At 68.4% G+C, this 21260-nt stretch carries 20 protein-coding genes; 6 read left to right on the top strand and 14 right to left on the bottom strand.

Annotated elements, in window-relative coordinates; translation table 11 throughout:
- Positions 1–7: 7 nt before the first annotated feature.
- From HNO51_RS17840 to HNO51_RS17825, 4 genes are all read right to left on the bottom strand, one after another.
- Positions 8–775, bottom strand: a complete 768-nt coding sequence (locus HNO51_RS17840) for a pseudouridine synthase (protein ID WP_197448564.1) — start codon at positions 773–775, stop codon at positions 8–10.
- Positions 776–854: 79 nt separating this feature from the next.
- The gene (locus HNO51_RS17835) at positions 855–2153 is read right to left on the bottom strand and encodes a Glu/Leu/Phe/Val family dehydrogenase (RefSeq protein ID WP_197448563.1); all 1299 of its coding nucleotides are present in this window, start codon (positions 2151–2153) and stop codon (positions 855–857) included.
- A gap of 102 nt (positions 2154–2255) precedes the next feature.
- Positions 2256–2918 carry a GNAT family N-acetyltransferase gene (locus tag HNO51_RS17830; RefSeq protein ID WP_242597148.1) on the bottom strand — a complete coding sequence of 221 codons (663 nt, stop codon included), beginning with the start codon at positions 2916–2918 and terminating at the stop codon, positions 2256–2258.
- Between the two features lie 12 nt (positions 2919–2930).
- Positions 2931–4349 carry a hypothetical protein gene (locus HNO51_RS17825; protein WP_209538030.1) on the bottom strand — a complete coding sequence of 473 codons (1419 nt, stop codon included), beginning with the start codon at positions 4347–4349 and terminating at the stop codon, positions 2931–2933.
- A gap of 177 nt (positions 4350–4526) precedes the next feature.
- Between HNO51_RS17825 and HNO51_RS17820 the strand changes: the two genes are divergently transcribed.
- Positions 4527–5192 (top strand): SDR family oxidoreductase, encoded by a 666-nt coding sequence (locus tag HNO51_RS17820; RefSeq protein ID WP_209538029.1) that lies wholly within the window; start codon positions 4527–4529, stop codon positions 5190–5192.
- A 2-nt stretch (positions 5193–5194) separates the two neighbouring features.
- Here HNO51_RS17820 and HNO51_RS17815 read toward each other — a convergent pair whose 3' ends face one another.
- Complete coding sequence (locus tag HNO51_RS17815) at positions 5195–5737, bottom strand: phosphatase PAP2 family protein (protein WP_197448559.1); 543 nt, start codon at positions 5735–5737, stop codon at positions 5195–5197.
- Complete coding sequence (locus tag HNO51_RS17810) at positions 5709–6872, bottom strand: glycosyltransferase family 4 protein (RefSeq protein WP_209538028.1); 1164 nt, start codon at positions 6870–6872, stop codon at positions 5709–5711. Before HNO51_RS17810 ends, HNO51_RS17815 begins: the two co-directional genes overlap by 29 nt.
- 181 nt (positions 6873–7053) lie before the next feature.
- Here HNO51_RS17810 and aceK point away from each other — a divergent pair, with 181 nt between their 5' ends.
- From aceK to HNO51_RS17795, 3 genes are read left to right on the top strand one after another with little or no spacing between them, the layout of a single operon-like run.
- Positions 7054–8799 (top strand): bifunctional isocitrate dehydrogenase kinase/phosphatase, encoded by a 1746-nt coding sequence (gene aceK, locus HNO51_RS17805; protein ID WP_197448557.1) that lies wholly within the window; start codon positions 7054–7056, stop codon positions 8797–8799.
- Between the two features lie 21 nt (positions 8800–8820).
- On the top strand, positions 8821–9555 hold the full coding sequence (locus HNO51_RS17800; RefSeq protein WP_209538027.1) for an SIR2 family NAD-dependent protein deacylase: 735 nt from the start codon (positions 8821–8823) through the stop codon (positions 9553–9555).
- 18 nt (positions 9556–9573) lie between these two features.
- The gene (locus tag HNO51_RS17795; RefSeq protein ID WP_242597147.1) at positions 9574–10404 is read left to right on the top strand and encodes a tRNA-uridine aminocarboxypropyltransferase; all 831 of its coding nucleotides are present in this window, start codon (positions 9574–9576) and stop codon (positions 10402–10404) included.
- Positions 10405–10408: 4 nt separating this feature from the next.
- On the opposite strand, the gene HNO51_RS17790 is transcribed toward HNO51_RS17795, so the two are convergent.
- Entirely contained in the window at positions 10409–11815 is a 1407-nt protein-coding gene (locus tag HNO51_RS17790) for a sensor domain-containing diguanylate cyclase (RefSeq protein ID WP_209538026.1), read from the bottom strand.
- Positions 11816–11999: 184 nt separating this feature from the next.
- Between HNO51_RS17790 and HNO51_RS17785 the strand changes: the two genes are divergently transcribed.
- Positions 12000–12428, top strand: coding sequence for a transcriptional regulator (locus HNO51_RS17785; RefSeq protein ID WP_197448553.1), 429 nt, complete (start codon positions 12000–12002; stop codon positions 12426–12428).
- Here the strand turns inward: HNO51_RS17785 and HNO51_RS17780 are convergent.
- The 7 genes from HNO51_RS17780 to def all read right to left on the bottom strand — a co-directional run bounded on the left by HNO51_RS17780 (position 12425) and on the right by def (position 19942).
- Entirely contained in the window at positions 12425–13681 is a 1257-nt protein-coding gene (locus HNO51_RS17780; RefSeq protein ID WP_209538025.1) for a TraB/GumN family protein, read from the bottom strand. The two genes, HNO51_RS17785 and HNO51_RS17780, sit on opposite strands and share 4 nt — an antisense overlap.
- An 81-nt stretch (positions 13682–13762) precedes the next feature.
- Entirely contained in the window at positions 13763–15211 is a 1449-nt protein-coding gene (locus HNO51_RS17775) for a TrkH family potassium uptake protein (protein ID WP_197448551.1), read from the bottom strand.
- Between the two features lie 43 nt (positions 15212–15254).
- Positions 15255–16628: a Trk system potassium transporter TrkA gene (gene trkA, locus HNO51_RS17770; RefSeq protein WP_197448550.1), complete on the bottom strand. Its 1374-nt coding sequence runs from the start codon at positions 16626–16628 to the stop codon at positions 15255–15257.
- A gap of 112 nt (positions 16629–16740) precedes the next feature.
- On the bottom strand, positions 16741–16947 hold the full coding sequence (locus HNO51_RS17765) for a dodecin (RefSeq protein ID WP_149328065.1): 207 nt from the start codon (positions 16945–16947) through the stop codon (positions 16741–16743).
- A gap of 13 nt (positions 16948–16960) precedes the next feature.
- Positions 16961–18334: a 16S rRNA (cytosine(967)-C(5))-methyltransferase RsmB gene (gene rsmB, locus HNO51_RS17760; protein ID WP_197448549.1), complete on the bottom strand. Its 1374-nt coding sequence runs from the start codon at positions 18332–18334 to the stop codon at positions 16961–16963.
- Positions 18334–19320: a methionyl-tRNA formyltransferase gene (fmt, locus tag HNO51_RS17755; RefSeq protein ID WP_197448548.1), complete on the bottom strand. Its 987-nt coding sequence runs from the start codon at positions 19318–19320 to the stop codon at positions 18334–18336. Before fmt ends, rsmB begins: the two co-directional genes overlap by 1 nt.
- Before the next feature lie 109 nt (positions 19321–19429).
- The gene (gene def, locus HNO51_RS17750; protein ID WP_197448547.1) at positions 19430–19942 is read right to left on the bottom strand and encodes a peptide deformylase; all 513 of its coding nucleotides are present in this window, start codon (positions 19940–19942) and stop codon (positions 19430–19432) included.
- A 178-nt stretch (positions 19943–20120) separates the two neighbouring features.
- Here def and HNO51_RS17745 point away from each other — a divergent pair, with 178 nt between their 5' ends.
- A complete protein-coding gene (locus tag HNO51_RS17745) occupies positions 20121–21224 on the top strand; it encodes a LysM peptidoglycan-binding domain-containing protein (protein ID WP_197448546.1) in 1104 nt (367 codons plus the stop codon).
- Positions 21225–21260: the final 36 nt, after the last annotated feature.

Below are 21260 nucleotides of genomic sequence, written 5' to 3'. Positions count from 1 at the left end.
TCAGGTGTCAGGTGGCGACGGGCAGAGGGACGTCGGGACAACGGGCGCCATCGACCGGCAGGTGGCCGGCCCAGCCTAGGCGCTGGAACAGGGCCGTCATCGGGGCGTCAAGGGCGCAGCTCAATGCCAGCCGATGCCCGCTTACGGGGTGGTCGAAGCTCAGGCCAACCGCGGCCAGCAGCAGCCGCGGGCAGCCCAGGCGTTGGGCGAAGAAGCGGTTGTGGTTGCCCTTGCCGTGCTTGGCGTCGCCGATGATGGGGTAGCCGCGCCGCGACAGGTGGCGGCGGATCTGGTGGCGGCGCCCGGTCAGCGGTCTGGCCTCCATCAGCGAGTAGCGGCTGGTAGGGTAGCGATCCACCTGGACCGGCAGTTCCACGCTGTCGAGCCGCCTGATTTCGGTGACGGCTTCGAGCGCCGGCATTTCACTCTTGGGGCGGCTGCCGTCCTCCTCGCGCAGGGCATAGTCGAGCCGCTCGCACTCCGGGCCGGTGCCGCGTACCACGGCCAGGTAGCGCTTGGCGACCCGGCGCTCGGCGAAGCTGTCGCCCAGCCGGGTCGCGGTGGCCGGGTTCAGGGCGAAGACCATGACACCCGAGGTGGGGCGGTCGAGGCGATGCACCGGGTAGATCCGCTGGCCCAACTGGTCGCGCAGCCGCTGCAGCAGGAACTCGCGTTCGCCGCCGGCCAGCTTGGAACGATGCACCAGCAGGCCCGCGGGCTTGTGCACCGCGACCAGATGCTCGTCCCGATGAAGGATGCTCAAGGGTTCCGTCATGGCGACCCGATGGTTGCTGCAAGGGGCGCCATTGTCGCCCCCTCCTTGGCTCTTGTCACCTGTGCGCCGCCACGGGCGCTCACTCGCTGTCCTGGCAGTTGCCGCGCAGCTGGATGGCTTCGGCGATGCGCTCGATGCCCTGGCGATATGCCGCCTTGCGATAGGAGATTGCCTCCCGCTCGGCGCGTTCGAAGACCAGCCGGCTCTGTCGTTCGAGGCGCTTGGCCAAGCGCGAATCGATCTCCTCCTCGGCCCAGCGTTCCCCGCTGCGGTTCTGCACCCATTCGTAATAGCTGACGATCACGCCGCCGGTGTTGGCCAGCACGTCGGGCAGTACGGGCACGCCTCGCGCTTCGAGCCGCGAATCGGCACGACTGGTGACCGGCCCGTTGGCGATCTCGAGCACGGCACCGGCCTTCAGCTGGTCGACGTTGTGTTCGTGCACCTGATTCTCGAGCGCCGCCAGAACCAGGACGTCGACCTCCAGGGTCAGCAGGTCGTCGCGCTCGATCGGCTCTGCATCCTCGGCAATGCAAACCGAGTCGTCACAGTAGACCATGTCGTGCAGACGCTGGTTGCGGGTCTTCTGCGCCATGATGGGGTCCGGGTCCAGGCCTTCACGGCTGTAGATGGCGCCCTTGGAGTCGGACACCGCGACGATGCGGTAGCCTCGCGCATGCGCCAGGCGGGCGAAATGATAGGCGGCGTTGCCGAAGCCCTGTATCGCCAGGGTGATCTCCTCGGGCCTGCGCTCCTCGCGGGTCGCCCACAGGTCGAGCACGTGCAGGGCGCCGCGCCCGGTAGCGGCGACGCGGCCCAGCGAGCCGCCCAGGGCCGGCGGTTTGCCGGTGATGGCGGCAGGCACCTTGCCGCGGGCGAGGTGATCGAACTCGTCGGCCATCCAGCCCATGACCGTGGCATTGGTGTTGACGTCGGGGGCGGGGATATCGCGATCGGGTCCCATGATATCGGCGATGGCGCGCACGTAGCCGCGGGCCAGGCGCTCCAGTTCCAGCGTCGACAGCCGCTTGGGGTCGACCTTGACGCCCCCCTTGCCGCCGCCGTAGGGCAGGTCGACCACGGCACACTTCACCGCCATCCAGAAACTCAGCGTGGTCACTTCTTCCTGGTTCACGTCGGGATGAAAGCGGATGCCGCCCTTGGCCGGCCCCAGGGTGTCGCTGTACTGCACGCGCCAGCCGGGAAAGACCTTGAGACTGCCGTCGTCCATGCGCACGGGCACGCTGACCTGAAGGGACAGGTTGGGCTGCCTCAGGCGCTCCCTGGCATCTCCGTGCACGTCGATGGCATCGAATACCTCCTCCAGTCGTGAGCGGGCATCGTCGAACAGGTTGGCATGATCCGTTTGCCCTGACATCGGCTTCCTCCTGATGAGCGTGTTCCTCGTTTGCCTGGTTCAGCGTAGCAGCCCTGGGCGAGGGACGACCGGGGCCGGGGGAGGGGCGTACGATCCGCGCGCTCAGGCCTGCCAGTCGCGACGCTCGAGGCGGTAGATGCAGCCGGTCACGTTGCCCAGCCCGCGCTGCTCGATGAAGCGGAAGCCCAGTCGCTCGTAGAAGTGTCGAACGCGGCGATTGTCGGCCAGGACGGCGATCTGTACGGCGAATACCTCGGGGTCGGCAAAACAGAGGGCCAGGGCCAGCTGTATCGTGGTGGTGCCATAACCCTTGCCCAGCTCCTCGGGCTCGCCGATCCAGAGGTCGATGGCGCGCACGCCAGGGGCGAGTTCCCCCCAGTACGCGCTCTGCTCGCGGGCGGGGGCGATGATCTGAACGAAGCCGATGGGATATCCATCGCGTTCGGCGATGAATTGCCGGCGCCATTCGGCGTGATGGCCAAGCTCGGCGTGGCGATTCCCGCCTGCGCTGGGGGTGGCGAAGACGTGGGACTGGGTGTCCCAGTGTTCGAGCAGGGGCCTGTCTGTCGCGGCTGCAGGACGCAGGCGAAGCCTGCGCTTGACGTTCACTTCCATATGTCGAAGGGCAACGAGGGCCGCCGTCTCCATGCATGACGAACTCATGCACAGCATAGCAGCTGTACCGCAGGCCGGCATTGAGGCGGTATCCGCCGGTGGCGTGCGGCCCATGACGACGGCCGGCCCCGAGGCGGGGTCAGCCGTCATCGGTCGTTCACCTCACTCGCGATGCAACTGCAGCGTATAGCTGCCGCTCTCGCTGCTGCCGTAGGCGCGGGCGGTGGCTCGGTAGCTGCCCGGCTCCAGATGGCTGCTGATGCGTGCATTCAGCTCGCCGGCACCGTCGTCGTCGCGCAGGTACTGCCCCTGGCCGTCGAGTTCGAGAAAGGCATCGAAATCGTCCGAGAGCAGATCGAGACGATAGCGGCCGGCTTCCTCGACCACGAGTTCGTAGTAGTCGCGCGCGCCAGGCGCGAGCCTGGCGCGCACCGGATTGTCGATCTCCAGCTGGCCGTTACTGGGTAGCTCTTCCAGCGGAGTGCTGCTGGCTCGCAGCTCGAACAGGCCGCTGCCGTGGCCGCCGTGGCTGCGGGCGGTCACGCGATAGCTGCCGGCCTCGAGGGGAGAGTAAAGGCGGGCGTTGAGCTCATCGCCGCCGTCATCGTCACTGGCGAAGACGTTGTCGCCCTGCAGCTCGAGGTAGGCGTCGAAATCGGACGAGAGCATGTCGATGGTCACCGCCGCCGGCGACTCGAGGGTGAACTCGTAGTTCAGCGTCTCGCCGCTGAACCAGCCGTGCAATGGTTCGTCGAACGTCAGCTCGCCGCTGTTGCGCAGCGTCGCGCCGTCGGCCTGGGCATGGGGGCCGAGCTCCAGCGTATAGAGGCCGCCGTCGTGGTCGTAGGCGGCGCGGGCGGTCAGACGGTAATCGCCCGGCTCGAGGAAGTCGGCGATGCGGGCGTTGAGGTTGCCGGCGCTGTCGTCGTCCTCGCGGCGGTAGCCGTTGGGACCTTCCAGTACCAGGTAGGCATCCACATCGCTGGAGCGCATCTCGATCTGGTACAGGCCGCTCTCCTCGATCGTCATGCTGAAGGTGTCGCCGTCACCTTGCAGCCAGCCATCGGCACGCGAGGGCATCTCGAGCGTGTCGCTGGTGGTGAGCTCCATCTCTCGGCTGGTCAGCGTGAAGGGGCCGTAGCTGTGCTTGTCGTGACCGCTGACCACCAGCAGGTAGTCGCCGCTCTCGTCGATACGCCGGCGCAGCGAGGTGGCGGCCGGTGCGTCGTAGTAGGCCGGGTTGGCACTCGAGGCGAGCAGGGTCTCCTCGCTGTCGTAGAGCGCCAGGGTGCCCTGCAGGGGGCCGCCGAGTTCGATCTCGATCAGCGCCCCCTCCTCCAGGGAGAGGGTGAAGCGCTGGAAGCGGCTGCCGTCCTTGCCGTTGAGCTCGCTGGCCGAGGTGATCTCGCCGCGCAGGCGTTCGCCAAGCGTCAGCACCGGGGACGCGGCGTTATCGGCAGCAGCCTCCTCGATGATCGGAGCGGTGGTCGGGGCCATGTCGGGCAGCTGCCAGCCGGCGACCAGGCCGACGGCGGCGCCACCCAGGGCGGCAAGAGTCATGGTAGAGGCGCGATTGGCCATGAAAGCATCCTTGTTCGATGGCAGGCATCGGTGAGGGGGCCCGGAGCGGGCATTACATTGCGTAACCATTATATTCCCGCCGTTACGTTGAAGGAAATGTGCCGAATCGGCGCTTGCACTCCCGGTTCTCGCCGCCACACTGACAACCCACCACCCCCCGACACAGAGGAGTCATTCATGTCTTCACGCGTGCTGATCACGGGAGCCAACCGCGGCATCGGTCTGGCGCTGGCCCGTCACTATCATGGGCAGGGCTGGCGGGTGGTCGGCGCCTGCCGCGCGACCTCCGCCGAGCTCGATGAAGTCGCCGAGCAGGTGGTCGAAGGCGTCGACGTGACCCGCTCCGAGGACGTGGCGAGGCTCGCCGAGGCCATTCGCGGCCAGCGTCTGGACGTGCTGGTCAACAATGCCGGCCTGCTGCACGATGAGTCGCTGGGCTCGCTGGACTTCGCCACCATCCAGCGGCAGATGGAGGTCAACGCCTACGGCCCGCTGCGGGTGACCGAGGCGCTGCTCGACAACCTGGGCGCCGGCAGCAAGGTCGCCAACGTCACCAGCCGCATGGGATCGATCGCCGACAACGATTCCGGCGGGCGCTATGGCTACCGGGCCTCGAAGGCGGCGCTGAATGCCTTCGGCAAGTCGTTGGCCATCGACCTCAAGCCCAAGGGCATCGCCGTGGCCCAGCTCCATCCGGGCTACGTGCAGACCCGCATGGTCGACTTCGGCGGCCTGATCCCTCCCGAGGAGGCCGCCGCCGGCATCGCCGCTTGCATCGCGGCGCTGACGCTCGAGACCAGCGGCGGCTTCTGGCATAGCAACGGCGAGGCGCTGCCCTGGTAGCTTCATCCCGCCAGGGTGAGGCTGGCCAGGCCGAACACGTAGCCGATGGCGGCACCGGCGGCCACGTCGCTGATGTAGTGCAGCCCGAGCCCGACCCGAGAGAGCGCGATGAGCACCGCCAGCGGTACCAGCAGCGGCAGCAGCCAAGGGGCATGGGCGGCGGTCATCACGCAGAACATCACCGCGTGCATGGTGTGCCCGCTGGGAAAGCTGTAGCGGTCGCGGGCCGGTTCGCCGCACTGGATGACATTGACGAAGGTGATGAAGGGCCGTTCGCGGCACAGCCGGGTCTTGATCAGACGATAGATCAGGATGGCGATGAGCCCCGTCGCGGCGTACTGCAGCAGGTAGGTGAAGCCGGCCTCGGGCTGTAACAGCGGCTGGGCGGCGATCAGCGCTACCCATACCGGCCAGTCGCCCACGCGGCTGGCCAGGCGCAGGGTGGCGAGCCACGGGGCATAGAGGCTGAGGCGGGCGAAGCGTCGGCAGAGCCGCCACTCCAGCAGGTCGAGGCGGTCAAATACGGCAAGGGTGCGTGGTCGCATGGGTCACCTCCCGGGCCTGTTCGAGTGCGAAAAGAAAGGTGTCGGCAACGGCCGGCCAGCGGCAGGCCAGGCTGCGCAGGCGTGCGGCGCGGCCCATCCGGGCGTAGCGGGCGGGCTGCTGGCACAGCGCCACGGCGGCCTCGCGAAACGCCGCGGCATCGCCGGCGGCCACGGTCACGCCGTTGGCCCCGCTGTCGATCAGCTCGGCGGCGGCGGCATGGCGATAGGCCACCACCGCCAGGCCGCTGGCCATGGCCTCCGGCACCACGTTGCCCCAGGTCTCGGAGAGCGAGGGGAACAGGAACAGGTCGGCGCTGGCGTAGTGCCGCGACAGGGCTTCCGGTGAGATGAAGCCGTTGAAGTGCACGTCGGGCAGCGCCTTCTCGAGCGAGCGCCGCGCCGGCCCGTCGCCGACGATGACCTGGGCCATGTCGGGGCGTGCGCTGCGCATGGCGTGCAGGGTCTCGCGCAGCAGCCCGAGGTTCTTCTCCGCCGCCAGCCGGCCGACGTACAGGGCCACCGGACGGTGCTCGCCCACGCCCCAGCGACGACGCAGCTCGGAACAGCGCAGCGCGGGCGAGAAGCGCTCGTGTTCGATACCGCGCCCCATCAGCTCAAGCCGCTCAAAGCCCTGGCGAACGAGCTCCTCGGCCTGCTGCCGCGTGGGGACCAGGGTGGCCTGGCAGCCGTTGTGGAAGTGGCGCAGCGCACGCATCAGGGTCGGGGCCAGCCAGGGGACGCCATAATCGCCGCAGTAGTGGTCGAAATTGGTGTGCCAGCCGGCGACAAGCGGAATGCCCAGGCGGCGGGCCACGCGCCGTGCCGACCAGCCCAGGGGCCCCTGGGTCGCCAGGTAGACCACGTCGGGACGCTGCTTCTGCCACAGCCGCTGGATGCGCCGCGCGGCGGGCATGCCGATGCGCACCGCACGGTAGCCCGGTATCGCCACCCCCGGCACCCGCAGTTCGGCCTGCATGCCCCGGGTGCGCCGCGGGGCGCCGGCATCGGCCGGGTGGGGGCGGATGAGCTGCAGCGACATGCCCCGCGCCAGCAGCTCCTGGCTCAGCTGCAGGAGGGTATGGGCGACCCCGTTGATCTCGGGTGACCAGGTCTCGCTGACTAGACAGATTCGCATGGCATCCTCGCTGCCTGGGAGCTTGAGGGCGAGCATGCCTGCCGGGGATGACGACCCGGCGACAGCACGGTGATGAAAGGATGACGGCATGTCGTTGAACTACAGCGCGCCCCACCATGGTCGGCTCGCGCTGCGAACGAGAATTGGCGAAGCTGGTGGCCTACGTCGCCCGGAGTTCGCCATGAAGCATTCGCCTGCCTATCGCCTCGCCGCCACCATCCTGCACGGCTTCGACGAGTACCGTACCCGCTTCAAGGAGATCACCGCCGATGCCAGCCGGCGCTTCCGCGATGCCGCCTGGCGCGAGGCCCAGCAGGCCTCGGCCGAGCGCATCAACCTCTACGAGGAGAAGGTCGGCGAGACCCTGGGCCGGCTCCAGCGCGCCCTGGACGAAGACGACCTGACCCACTGCGAATGCTGGCGCGAGGCGCGCAACCACTACGCCGAGCTGATCAGCGAGCGGCTCGACTACGAGCTCGCCGAGACCTATTTCAACTCGCTGTTCTGCTCGATCTTCCATCATCGCCACATTCGCAACGACTGGATGTTCGTCTACAGCTCGCGGGATTCGGCGGCCCACCACTCCGGGCTCGAGCCGTGTCGCAGCCGGCGCGTCGCGGGCGACTGGGAGGGCGCGATCCGCTGGGCGCTGGCCGAGGCGCCGTTCGAGACCCCCTTCGAGGATCTCGCGCGCGACGTCCGGCTCGGCGGCGAGTTCCTGCGCGGCCATCTGCCGCGGACGCTCCTCGACGCGCCGGACGCCGAGATCGAGCTGCTCAAGAGCGTGTTCTACCGCAACAAGGGCGCCTATCTGGTGGGGCGGATCCGTGGCGATGGCGAACAGGTGCCGCTGGTGCTGCCGATCCTGCACGAGCAGGGCGAGGGGCTGCACCTCGACACCGTGCTGATCGAGTCGGACGAAGTGTCGATCATCTTCTCGTTCACGCGCGCCTACTTCCAGGTCGAGGTCCAGGTGCCGGGCGAGTTCGTCGACTACCTGCAGCAGCTCATGCCCGACAAGCCGGAGGGTGAGCTCTATTCGGCGATCGGCTTCTTCAAGCACGGCAAGACCGAGTTCTTCCGTGCGCTCAACCGCCAGGTGGCCAAGCGCGAGGATCAGTTCGTCATCGCCCCCGGGGTGCGCGGCATGGTCATGGCGGTGTTCGTGCTGCCCTCGTTTCGCACCGTGTTCAAGATCATCAAGGACCGCTTCGACCCCTCCAAGGAGATGAGTCACGACACCGTGCGCGAGAAGTACCGGCTGGTGAAGCGCCATGACCGGGTCGGGCGCATGGCCGACACCCAGGAGTTCTCCAACTTCATCGCGCGCAAGGATCACTTCTCCCCGGAGTGCCTCGAGCACCTGCTGGAGGTGGCCCCTTCAACGGTGTATCTCAGGGGCGACAAGGTGATCATCAAGCACTGCTACACCGAGCGCATGATGACGCCGCTCAACCTCTACCTGGAGCAGTGCGGCGACGCCGAGACCCAAGCGGTGCTCAAGGACTACGGTAACGCCATCAAGCAGATGGCGGCGGCCAACATCTTTCCCGGCGACATGCTGCTGAAGAACTTCGGCGTCACCCGCCACGGCCGGGTGATCTTCTACGACTACGACGAGGTGTGCTATCTCACCGAATGCAATTTCCGCCACATTCCCGAGCCGATGTATCCGGAGCAGGAGCTTTCCGGCGAGCCTTGGTACTCGGTAGGGCCCAATGATATTTTCCCCGAGGAGTTCGGCCCTTTCCTGTTCGCCGACCTGAAGTTGCGCAAGCTCTTCTACCAGCTGCACCCCGAACTGTTCGACGCCGACTACTGGAAGGGCCTGCAGCAGGCGATCATCGATGGACGGGTGATCGACGTCTACCCCTATCGTAACAAGCAGCGCTTCAGCGCCAATGAAGAGAACGGCTTGGTTTACTGATGTGAAGCAACGAGGGCCGTGATGGCAGAGGACGAGCGTCCCCACCTGGTGGTCTTCACCGGTTCGGGCATCAGCGCGGAGAGCGGCATCCAGACCTTTCGCGCCAGCGACGGGCTGTGGGCCGACCACCCCATCGAAGAGGTTGCCACCCCCGAGGCCTGGCGGCGCAATCCGGCCCGCGTGCTGCAGTTCTACAACCTGCGCCGCGAGCAGGTACGCCGGGCGCGCCCCAACGCCGCGCACAGGGCATTGGCGGCGCTCGAGCGGCAGGGCTTTCGGGTCAGCATCATCACCCAGAACATCGACGACCTTCACGAGCGTGCAGGCTCGCGCCACGTGTTGCACCTGCACGGCGAGATTCTCAAGGCGCGCTCCACGGTGGACGGCCGCATGCAGTACCCACTGCCGCGCGGCGGCATCGAGCTGGGCGACATCTGCGACAAGGGTAGCCAGCTGCGCCCCGACGTGGTGTGGTTCGGCGAAAGCGTGCCGCACTTCGGCGAGGCCTGCGAGATTGTCACCGAGGCCGATCTGCTGCTGGTGGTGGGCACGTCGCTCGCCGTGATGCCGGCCGCCTCGCTGCTCGAGCATGCGCCGCTGGACGCGCCCAGCGTGCTGGTCGACCCCGAGGCCGAGGTGCTGGCGCCGCCCGGCGTGACCCGCATCAGCCAGCCCGCCGGGAGGGGCGTACCGGCGCTGGTACGCCACTGGCAGCGTGAGGGAAGGCTGTGGGTGCCGCAAACCCTGCTGGGCTGATGCCGGTGGCGTGCTAGAATGCCGGCCCGTTTCCAAGATAGCGTACTGATGCTGGACGAGACCCTGCCCCAGGACCTTTCCACCGGTCACCCCGCGGCCGCGCTTTCGGCTGACCCCGCCCCCGGCCTTGCCCATGACCCCGGTACCGGTCATCGGCGGCCGCCGCGGCGCGAGTTCAAGGCGCGGGGCAGCTTCACCGAGCGCTGCGCCGGCTGCAACCTGCCGGTGCTGAACTGTCTCTGTCCCTACCGGGCCAGCGCCGAGAGCGAGGCGCGGGTGTGGCTGATCACGCATCCACTCGAGCACCTCAAGCCGACCAATACCGGGCGCCTGATCCGCGACGTGCTGCCCGCCACCGAGGTCTTCACCTGGTACCGCACGGCGCCGGACGAACGCCTGCTGGCGCTGCTCGATGACCCGCGCTTCGCCCCCTTCGTGATCTTTCCCGACGACCAGCCCGACTATGCCGAGCGGGTCGTGGGCATGGAAGCCGTCGGGGCCGCCAAGCGGAAGGACAAGGTACCGGTGTTCATCCTGCTCGACGGCACCTGGCGCCAGGCGCGACGGATCTTCCGCAAGAGCGACTATCTCGACCGGCTGCCGGTGCTGCCGCTCGCCACGAGTCGGGTGACCCGCTACCGGTTGCGCAAGCCTGCCTCCCAGGCCCATCTATGTACCGCCGAGGTGGCTGCCGAACTGCTGCGCCAGAGTGGTGACGGCGAGGCGGCCCAGGTCCTGGACGACTACTTCGACGCCTTCAATGTCAGCTACGCCGCCAGCCGCCGCTACGAGAAGCTCGAGGCGCCCACCGCCGCCATGCGGCGGCTGCTGGCCCGGCACGGCGGGTAAGCACTCAGCTGGCGCCGGCCAGCGACCGCACGCATGCACGTCCCGCCTGCTTGGCCAGGTACATCGCCTGGTCGGCGCGCCGCACCAGGACGCGGCAGCTGTCCCCGGGTTGGCGGGACGCGACACCGAAGCTGGCGGTGACCTGGCCGACGGGGGCGATGCGGCACTGGGCCAGGGTGCGGCACATGCGCCATGCCAGCTCCCGTGCCCGGGGCAGTTCGCACCCGGGCACGACGACGATGAACTCCTCGCCGCCCCATCGCCCTAGATGGTCGCTGTCGCGCAGGTGTGACTGGGCCTGCCGGGCGATGCGATAGAGCACCCGGTCGCCCGTCTCATGGCCATGGGTATCGTTGATCGACTTGAAGTGGTCGATATCGAACAGCAGCACCGCCAGCGGGGCCTCGTTGCGACTGGCCAGCGCCAGTTCGGTGTCGAGTACCTGCTCGATGCGGTGACGGTTGGCCAGCTGGGTCAACGGATCGGTGTAGGCGAGCCGCTGGAGCCGGGTGTTGCGTTCGTGCAGCAGGCGATAGCGATGCCGGGTCCGCTGTGTCTCGTGAAGCAGCGTGCGACGCAGCGCGGCCATCTGGGCGAGCTGCAGCAGCAGATGTCTGACGGGCGGTGCCAGGTAGCGTGGCCGGCGATCCCAGCAGATGGCCAGGCTCCGTCCCGGAGGGGCCTCGTGCAGGTCGAGGATCAGTGCAGCGCGGGCCTGGCGATCGGCCAGCCAGTGGCCCAGCGCCGGTGGCGCCAGGCGCAGCGGGCAGCTGGTGAGTTCGACGTGCGGACCCGGCGCTGTCCATAGCTCGACCGGGCCCGCCCAGGTATCGGCCAACCACAGCGACGGGCCGTCGCTGTGGTACACGGCGCCGGGAAGGCGTTCGGACGCCAGGCATCCGTGTTCAGGGCGGACCAGGGTGCACGATTCGAAGCCGGTCAAGGCCAGCAGGGCCTGCCGGAGCCGAGCGTCGAGCTCGCTGGCACTGTCGGCCTGGGCGAGGCGTGCTCCCCAGCTGCAGCCGAACCCCGGCAGGTCATGGGCCGTTCCCTCCAGGGGCTCGCCGGTGAGCACGACGTGTCGCCCGGTCGCCTGCAGGGAGAGGTGGAGCCCCGGCAAGTCGGCGCCGCCGCATGAGGTAGGCAGCGCAATGCCGGGCGATCCCGCGGCCAGCGCCTCCTGCAGGGCGATGACGCCATCGAGGCCCAGCACCCGCTCGGGGGAGCGGCCGAGCGCCTCGGCAGGCGAGAGACCGAAGAAGCGGGACAGGTTGGCGCTGGCGAGGCACACCTCTCGCCAGCCGTTGTCGAAACCAATGACACAACCATGAGGCTGTATCGCGCCGCTGGCGGCAACGGCTGCCGACGGGCAGACACTCGCATCGAGTTCCCTTTCAAGCGAGTCCGGCATGGGGATGTTTCCTGTTGTGTCGTCGACAGCAAGGGTTAGCTGTCGCCCCTGTTACGTGGCCCGCCATCCGGGAAGGTTGGCATGGCCCACGCAGGTCCTGTCATGACGAAAGTAAACCATTGGTTGCCATTTAAGATCAACCGCGGTTTAACCGCGGGTCTGGCGTACGCGGCACATTCCTCCGATGAATGAGAAGATTGCCTTTGCCGAGCGGCTGGCCGCCGCCATGCGTGCTGCCGGCTACGAGCCGCGCCCTGCCGTCCTCGAGCGGGAATTCAACCTGCGCTACTGGGGCAAACCCGTCACGCTTCAGGGGGTAAGGCGTTGGCTATGCGGGGAGACTCTGCCGCAGCAGGAGAAACTGCAGGTGCTGGCCGAGTGGCTCGGGGTCGAGCCCCAGGCCCTGCGCTTCGGTGAGGGCGGCGGTTATCGCATCGGCGAACCGCGTGGTGCCTGGGACGCCTCGGTCAGCGCCGAGGAGCGCCGCGTGCTGCAGCGCTACCTGGCCCTGCCGGTGGCGCAGCGCAAGGTGGTGGCCCAGGTCATCGAGGCCTTCGCCCGGGCCGAACGAAGCGGCGCGGAAGAGCACCCGCCTGGCGATGGGCGGTCTTAGCCCGAGGCCGCGGGGCCGAGCAGCGCCCCGGCGATACGGAAGCCGGCGATCCAGGTGCCGGCGGCCGAGCCCAGGGTGGCGAACAGGAACACCAGCAGCGTGCGCGACACGCGGTTGCGCCACCAGCCCTTGAGCTCGGTGACGTCGTGGCGCAGCATCGAGAAGTCGCGCACCTTGGGCTTGCGCAGCCACAGCTCGACCCCGGCGGCGACGAAGCCGGCACCGATGGTGGGGTTGAGCGAGGTGAGCGGGGCGGCGAACATGGTGGCCACGACGGTGATCGGGTGGGCCAGGGCGGCCAGCGTGGCGACTCCAGAGAGCACCCCGTTGATCAGGAACCACTCGACGACCAGCTGCCAGCCGAGATCGGTATTGCGCGAAAAGCCGATGACGAAGCCGGTCAGCACCAGGGCCGTGATCAGCCAGGGCAGGGCGCGCCAGAGTTTCGACGGCGGCGGGGTGGCCTCCAGCGTGTGCCGCTCCGCCTCCGCCTCCGGCTCGGCGGGAAGCGGGGCGTCGAAGTGCTCGACCATGCCCTTCATGTGGCCGGCGCCGATCACCACCAGCACGTTGCGATAGCGCCCGGGAGGGGCCTGCTCCGCCAGGCGCAGCACCATGTAGCGGTCGCGCTCGGCAATCAGCGGGGTGTACAGCGTCTCCGATTCGGCGGCGAATTCGCTGAAGGTCGACTCCAGTACGTCGCCCTCCTTCAGGCGCTCGATCTCCTCGGGCTTGATCTCCTGGCGCGACATCACGCTGCCGAGCAGGCCGGTGAACAGCGACATGCGCTGCCACCACGGCACGTTGGCGTAGATGCGCTTGAGCGTGATGCCCACGTCGCGGTCGATCAGCAGCAGCGGCAGATCGTGGTGGCGCGCCTCCTCCAGGGCGGCGCGCATCTCGGCCCCCGGCTCGATGCCGGATTGCTCGGCGACACGCTGCTGGAAGGCGCCCAGCGCCAGGTTGGCCGCGACCATGCCGGCCTTGCCGCGGCGGAAGATCTCGAACAGGTCCTGCTGGGCCAGGGCGTCCGGGTTGCTGAGGTTGTGATGGCGTGCATCGCACAGCTCGACGGCCACGGCGTCGAAGTCGCCTGAGCGGATCAGCCGGCGCACGTCCTCGGCGCTCTCGGCGGAGACATGCGCGGTACCCAGCAGGGTGTAGCGGGTGCCGCCCACTTCGACGACGCGATGGGGGCCGCTGAAGGCGCCTTCCTGGCGCGGGTCGGTCATGGATTCCTGGGAGTCGGTCATGAACGCTCGGGGTCGCAGGGAGTGAAGGTTCCGATTATCCACGAAGCCGGCTGACGGGCCAAACCCGACCTCAGCGTGGCGTCACTTTCGCCAGAACGCGGGCGTGAACAGCACCAGCACGGTGAAGATCTCCAGCCGGCCGAGCAGCATCGCCAGCACCAGGATCCATTTGGCGAGCGGCGGCAGTTCGCCGTAGTGCGCGGCAGCGTCACCCAGGGCCGGGCCCAGGTTGTTCAGGCACGAGGCCACCGTCGACCAGGCGGTGACCTGGTCGACGCCGGTGGCCATCACGCCCACCAGCATCAGGAAGAACAGCATCAGGTAGGCCGAGAAGAAGCCCCACACCGCCTGGGCGATGCCGTCGGGCACGCTGACCTTGCCCACCTTGACCGCGATCACCGCGTTGGGGTGGACAAGGCGCATCACCTCGCGCATGCCCTGCTTGAGAATGAGGATGATGCGAATCACCTTCATGCCGCCGCCGGTGGAGCCGGAGCAGCCGCCGACGAAGGCGGCCATGAACAGCAGGAAGGGCAGCGCCCCCGGCCAGGCCGAGAAGTCGTCCACGCCGAAGCCGGCGGTGGTGGCCACCGAGACCGCCTGGAACAGCCCGTGGCGCAGCCCGAACTCGGTATCGTAGGTGTTGGTCAGCCATAGCGAGACGATGGTGACGACGCTCAGCCCGGTGAGAAAGATCAGCAGGAAGCGTGCCTCGGGATCGTGCAGGTAGTGACCGAGCTGCCGACCGCGCCAGGCCAGGAAGTGCAGGCTGAAGCTCATCGCCGAGATGACCAGGAAGAACACGCAGATCAGCTCGATCAGGGCGCTGTCGAAATGGCCGATGCTGGCGTCGTAGGTGGAGAAGCCGCCGATGGCGACGGTGGAGAAACTGTGCCCCAGGGCATCGAACCAGCTCATGCCGGCGGCCAGGTAGGCCAGGAAGCAGGTCAGCGTCAGCGCCGCGTAGATATACCACAGCGCCTTGGCCGTCTCGGTGATGCGCGGAGTCAGCTTGGAGTCCTTCAGCGGCCCGGGAATTTCGGTGCGGTAGAGCGCCATGCCGCCGACGCCCAGCGTCGGCAGGATGGCCACCGCCAGTACCACGATGCCCATGCCACCGAGCCACTGCAGCTGCTGGCGGTAGTAGAGCACCGATTCGGGCAGGAATTCGATGCCGGTGATCACGGTGGCGCCGGTGGTGGTCAGCCCCGAGAACGACTCGAATACCGCATCGGTCGGCATGAGTGCGGCGTCGCCGGTCAGCATCAGCGGCAGCGAGCCGAACAGCCCCAGCACGCTCCAGAACAGCGCCGCGATCAGGAAGCCGTCGCGAATGCGCAGCTCCTTGTGCGCGCTGCGGTTGGGCAGGTAGATCACCAGGCCGGTCAGCACGGTGATCAGGATGGCGATGCTGAAGGCATCCCACTGGCCGTCGCCGAACAGCAGCGACACCAGGATCGGCGGCAGCATGGTCAGGCTGAACATCATCAGCAGCAGGCCGAGGATGCGCAGGATGACGCGCAGACTCATGGAGCGGCGTTCCCGGCGTCGCGTGTCGTCATCGAGCCCGCCATCAGAAGAACGTCAGCCCGACCTGGAACAGGCGCTCGACGTCGCGGATGCGGCGCTTGTCGATCACGAACAGGATCAGATGGTCGCCGGACTCCACCACCACGTCGTCATGCGCGATCAGCACCTCCTTGCCGCGCACGATGGCACCGATGGTAGTGCCGCGAGGCAGGTCGATCTCGCCGATGGCGCGTCCCACCACCTTGGAAGACTGGGTGTCACCGTGGGCGATGGCTTCGATCGCCTCCGCCGCACCGCGGCGCAACGAGTGCACGTTGACGATGTCGCCGCGGCGCACGTGGGTCAGCAGGCTGCCGATGGTGGCCTGCTGCGGCGAGATGGCGATGTCGATCTCGCCGCCCTGCACCAGGTCGACGTAGGCGGCGTTGTTGATCAGCGTCAGCACCTTCTTGGCACCCATGCGCTTGGCCAGCATCGACGACATGATGTTGACCTCGTCGTCGTTGGTCAGCGCACAGAAGATGTCGCAATCCTCGATGTTCTCCTCTTCGAGCAGGCGCTTGTTGGTGGCGCTGCCATGCAGGACCACGGTGCGGTTGAGGCGTTCCGAGAGGACGGTGCAGCGCTCCAGGCCGTGCTCGATGATCTTGACCTGGTGGCTGTGCTCGAGGTGCTCGGCGAGGCGCTCGCCGATGTTGCCGCCCCCGGCGATCATCACCCGGCGGAAGTCGCGGTCGACCCGGCGCAGCTCGCTCATCACCGCGCGGATGTCGCGCCGGGCGGCGATGAAGAAGACCTCGTCGTCGGCCTCGATCACGGTGTCGCCGCGCGGGATGATCGGCCGGTTGCGGCGGTAGATGGCTGCCACCCGGGTATCGACGCTGGGCATGTGGCGGCGCAGGAAGCCGAGGTCCTGGCCCACCAGCGGGCCACCGTAGTAGGCCTTGACCGCCACCAGCTGCACCAGGCCGCCGGCGAATTCCAGCACCTGCAGGGCGCCGGGATGCTCGATCAGGCGGCGAATGTGGTCGGTGACCACCTGCTCGGGGCTGATCAGGACGTCGATGGGCACCGCCTCGTGGGCGAACAGCCCCTTGCGGGTGAGGTAGGCGGTGGCGCGTACCCGGGCGATCTTGGTCGGCGTGCGGAACAGCGTGTGGGCGACCTGGCAGGCGATCATGTTGACTTCGTCCTGGCTGGTCACCGCGATCAGCATGTCGGCGTCCTCGCAGCCGGCCTGGCGCAGTACCACGGGGTAGGAGCCGGGACCGACCACGGTACGGATGTCGAGCCGGGTGTGCAGTTCGCGCAGGCGTTCGCCGTCGGTGTCCACCACCGTGATGTCATTCTCCTCGCGGGCCAGGTGTTCGGCCAGCGTGCCGCCGACCTGGCCGGCGCCCAGGATGATGATCTTCATATGCTGTCAGACCCATCAAACGACTCTGCGACGCCGTTATGGCGCCGCAGCATTCGTGGCTAGCATAAACCAGCCGAAGGTGATGTAACAGGCTCGTGTGGTAACGGTGCCGTCAGTCCAGGGTGAAGCCAACCTTGAGCGTGACCTGCCAGTGGCCGACGCGGCCGTTCTCGATGTGGCCGCGGGTATCCACGACCTCGAACCAGCGCATGCCGTGCAGCGACTGCGAGGCCTTGTCGAGCGCACGCTGGATGGCGTCCTCGATGCTCTTCTCGGAGGAACCGGTCAGCTCGATATGCTTGTAGACATGATCGCTCATGGGTGCTCCTTGCTCATGTGGACGAAGGGGCGTCGGATCCACCCCGCTTCCTCAGTCTGGCATAAAAGAAGCCGTCGTGGCTCTCCGGCTGTGGCAGGAGCTGGCGTCCGGGGCCGACCGTGCGGCCCCAGCTCACTCCCTCGGGGGTGGTGACGCCGGCGTCGGGAGTGCGCTCGAGGAAGGCGCGGATCTGCTCGTCGTTCTCCTCGCGCAGCACCGAACAGGTGGCGTAGAGCAGCGCGCCGCCGGGGCGCAGCAGCGGCCACAGGTTGTCGAGCAGGCGGGCTTGCAGCTCGGCCAGCCTGGGGATGTCGGAAGGGCGCCGCAGGCGCTTGATGTCGGGATGGCGGCGAATCACGCCGGTGCCCGAGCAGGGCGCATCGAGCAGGATGGCGTCGAACGGCGTTCCGTCCCACCAGTCGCGCTGCGTGGCGTCGGCATGCACCAGGGTGGCCGAGAGACCGAGACGCTCCAGCGTCTCCTCGACCCGGGCCAGGCGTACGGCATCGCTGTCGAGCGCCAGCAGCTCGATGTCGAACAGTTCGAGCAGGTGGGCCGTCTTGCCCCCCGGGGCGCAGCAGGCATCCAGCACGCGACCGCCGGGGCGAGGGGCCAGGGCCGGCCCGAGCAGCTCGGCGGCGAGCTGGGCGGCCTCGTCCTGCACGCTGACGTCGCCCTCGGCGAAACCGGGCAGCGTCTGCACGTCGCAGGGCTTGTCCAGCGTCAGCCCATCGGGTGAGTGCGTGCACAGCCGTGCCGCGATGCCGCTCTCGAGCAGCTTCGCCAGGTAGGCCTCGCGGTCGCCGTGGCGGCGGTTGATGCGCAGGGTCATGGGGCCCGGCTGGTTGTTGGCCTCGGCAAGGGCGCGCCAGTCGTCGGGCCAGGCGTGGCGCAGCGCCTTGAGCAGCCAGCGAGGATGCAGCAGCGCCACCGCCGGGTCCTGGTCGACCTCGGCCTGTAGCGCGGCGGACTCCCGGGTCAGCCGCCTCAGGCAGCCGTTGAGCACCCGGGTCGCCCACTCCTTGCCCAGCTGGCGCGCGGCGCCGGCGGTCTCGCCCACCGCGGCGTGGGCCGGGATGCGCAGGTAGAGGAGTTGGTAGATGCCCAGCAGCAGCAGCGCCTGGACGTCGGCGTCGCGGGCCTTGAACGGGGATTTCAGCAGGCGCTCGGCGAGCGCCTCGAGGCGCGGCAGCGTGCGGCACACGCCGTAGCACATCGCCTTGAACAGGGCGCGGTCGCGGATCACCACCTGATGATCGTCCAGCTCGTTGAGCGAGCCCTTGCCGGTGATGACGGGCACCAGGGCACGGGCGGCGCTGGCGCGTACCGCCTGGCCGCCGTCCTGGACGCTCTTGCCGGCGCGGGTGGAGGGGGTGGAACGATGCATCAGGGGCTCTCCTCGGTCGCACTGCCCAGGCGATGCCCGGCTTGCAGGCGCGCGTCGCGTGCGTTGAGCAGGTCGCGGGCCGCCAGCGGCTTGCCGCCCGGCAGCTGGGCGCGGGTGACTCGCAGTACCTCGCCGCCCTGGGGGCCGCAGGCGATGCGCAGGGCGTCGGCCTCGGGGGCGAGCAGGGTACCCGGCGGCACGGGGCGTTCGCTTTCGCGGGCGGATGCCGCCTCGGCCATCAGCAGGCGCAGCCGCTCATCGCCGCAGGCGCACCAGGCCACCGGCCAGGGGTTGAAGGCGCGCACCCTGGCGGCGAGTTCGTCGGCAGGGAGGGTGAAGTCGAGTTCGGCCTCGGCCTTGGAGAGCTTGGCGGCGTAGGTCACCCCCGCCTGCGGCTGAGGTATGGCCGTAAGGCCTTCGCCAGCCAGCGCGTCGAGTACCTCGACCAGCGCCTCGCCGCCGAGCGTGGCCAGGGTGTCGTGCAGTTCGCCGCCGGTCGTCGTCGTGGTGATCGGTGTGCGCCGCGTGAGCAACATGGCGCCGGTATCGAGCCCGGCATCCATCTGCATGATGGTGACACCGCTTTCGCTGTCGCCGGCCTCGATGGCGCGCTGGATCGGTGCCGCGCCGCGCCAGCGCGGCAGCAGCGAGGCGTGAACGTTGAGGCAGCCGAGCCGGGGGATGTCGAGTACCGCCTGGGGCAGGATCAGCCCGTAGGCCACCACCACCATGATGTCCGCCTCGAAGGCGGCCAGCTCGGCCTGCACCTCGGCGCTCTTCAGCGTCTCGGGTTGACGGACCGGCAGGTCGTGCGCGAGGGCCAGCGACTTGACCGGGCTGGCGGTCAGCTTGCGGCCTCTTCCCGCCGGACGGTCGGGCTGGGTGTAGACGGCCACCACCGAATGCCGGCTGTGCAGCAGGGCGGCGAGGCTGGCGGCGGCGAAGTCGGGGGTGCCGGCGAAGATGACGCGCAGGGAACGGGACATGAGTCGAGCCTTGCCAGTGAACGGTTGCCCTCATCTTAACGGAGGCAGGCCCAAACGACGAAGGCCGACGTGGGACACGTCGGCCTTGCGGGGCGAATCAACGCTGCCCTCAAGCGGTCTGCATCTGCTTGTGGCGCTTCTGCATCTTCTTCAGCACGCGATCGCGCTTGAGCGGCGAGAGGTAGTCGACGAACAGCACGCCCTCGAGATGGTCGCACTCGTGCTGGATGCAGTGCGCCAGCAGGCCGTCGGCCTCGAGCTCGTAGGGCTTGCCGTCGCGGTCCAGCGCCTTGAGGTGCACCTTGAGCGCCCGCGGCACCTCGGCATAGTACTCGGGAATCGACAGACAGCCCTCGGACATCAGTTCGCGTTCATCGCCGATCGGGGTGTACTCGGGGTTGACCAGCACCAGCGGGTTGGCCCGGTCGTCGCTGACGTCCATCACGATCACGCGACGGTGCACGTCGACCTGGGTGGCGGCAAGGCCGATGCCGGAAGCGTCGTACATGGTCTCGAGCATGTCGTCGACCAGCCGGCGCACCTCGTCGTCAACCGCTTCGACCGGCGCCGCCCTGGTGCGCAGCCGCTCGTCGGGAAATTCGAGGATCGTCAATTTGGCCATGGCGTTGGAACCACCGTTATGCTGTCATTCGGGAATTGCCCCTATTCTAGGGGGCGGCAGGCCAGGGGGAAACCGCTGGCGCGCTTATCCATTCAATAGCGTTGGACTATAGCACGGCACGCCGGTTCCCGGCGTGAGAGGCCGCGATCGGGGCCGGCAGCGAGGGCAGGGGGGAAGGATGGACGAGAATGCAACGTGGCGGCTGGGCGGCCCGCTGAGGCGAGCGTGGACGTGGGGGGCCGGCCTGTCACTGCTGCTGGCGGCGACGCTGGCCCAGGCCCAGGGGGTGAGCTGGGAGCAGGGGCTGCGCAGCGACGCGCCGGACCGCTACACGGTGGTGCGCGGGGATACCCTGTGGGACATCTCGGGGCGCTTCCTGCGCCATCCCTGGCAGTGGCCGGAGGTGTGGCAGGTCAACCCGCAGATTCGCAACCCGCACCTGATCTATCCCGGCGACGTGATCACCCTCCAGGACTGCCATGGCCGGCCGTGCCTCGGGATCGAACGCGGCCAGGGCGAAGTGCGGCTCTCGCCCGAGGTGCGCCGGGTTCCGGTACGCGAAGCGATCGAGCCGATCCCGCTGGATACCGTGCGCCATTTCCTGCGCGACCATCGGGTGATCGACGACCCCGAGGCGCTCGATGAGCTGGCCTACGTGGTGGCCGGCAACGACCGGCGCATCATCAGCGGCGCCGGCGACCGCATCTATGCCCGCGGCGAGCTGCAGCGGGGGCAGCGCTACGGGATCTATCGCGTCGGCGAGCGCTACCACGACGCGGCGACCGGCGAGCTGCTGGGGCTGGAGCTGATCGGCATCGGGCGGGCCCGGGCCGAGCGCAGCGAGGACGGCATCGCGCTCATGGAGGTCCTCGCCGCCAGCCAGGAGGTGCGCAACGAGGACATCGTGCTGCCGCTCGAGGCGCGCGAGCTGGCCAGCGAGTTCATGCCTCGCGCACCGGACCACGAGGTCGACGGCACCATTCTCGCCGTGCCGGGCGGGGTGCGCTTCATCGGCCGGCTGCAGGTGGTGGCGCTGGACCGGGGGCGTCGCGACGGGCTCGAAACCGGCCATGTGCTGCAGGTCGAACAGCAGGGCGAACGTGTGGTCGATCCCCGCACCGGCGAGTCGCTGCGCCTGCCCGGGACCGACGCCGGCCTGGTCATGGTGTTTCGACCCTACGAGAGGATGAGCTATGGCCTGGTGATGCGGGCGACACGTACGCTGGAAGTCGGCGACCGCCTCCACAATCCCCGCCGTGGGGTGGGGGTGGCGCAGCGGTGAGCGATGCGCGACATGGACCGAGCCGGCGCGACTGGC

Source organism: Billgrantia sulfidoxydans (assembly GCF_017868775.1).
GTDB classification, from domain to species: domain Bacteria; phylum Pseudomonadota; class Gammaproteobacteria; order Pseudomonadales; family Halomonadaceae; genus Halomonas; species Halomonas sulfidoxydans.
Note: the sequence above shows the minus strand (reverse complement) of the source record. Positions and strands in the feature narration are given on the sequence as shown.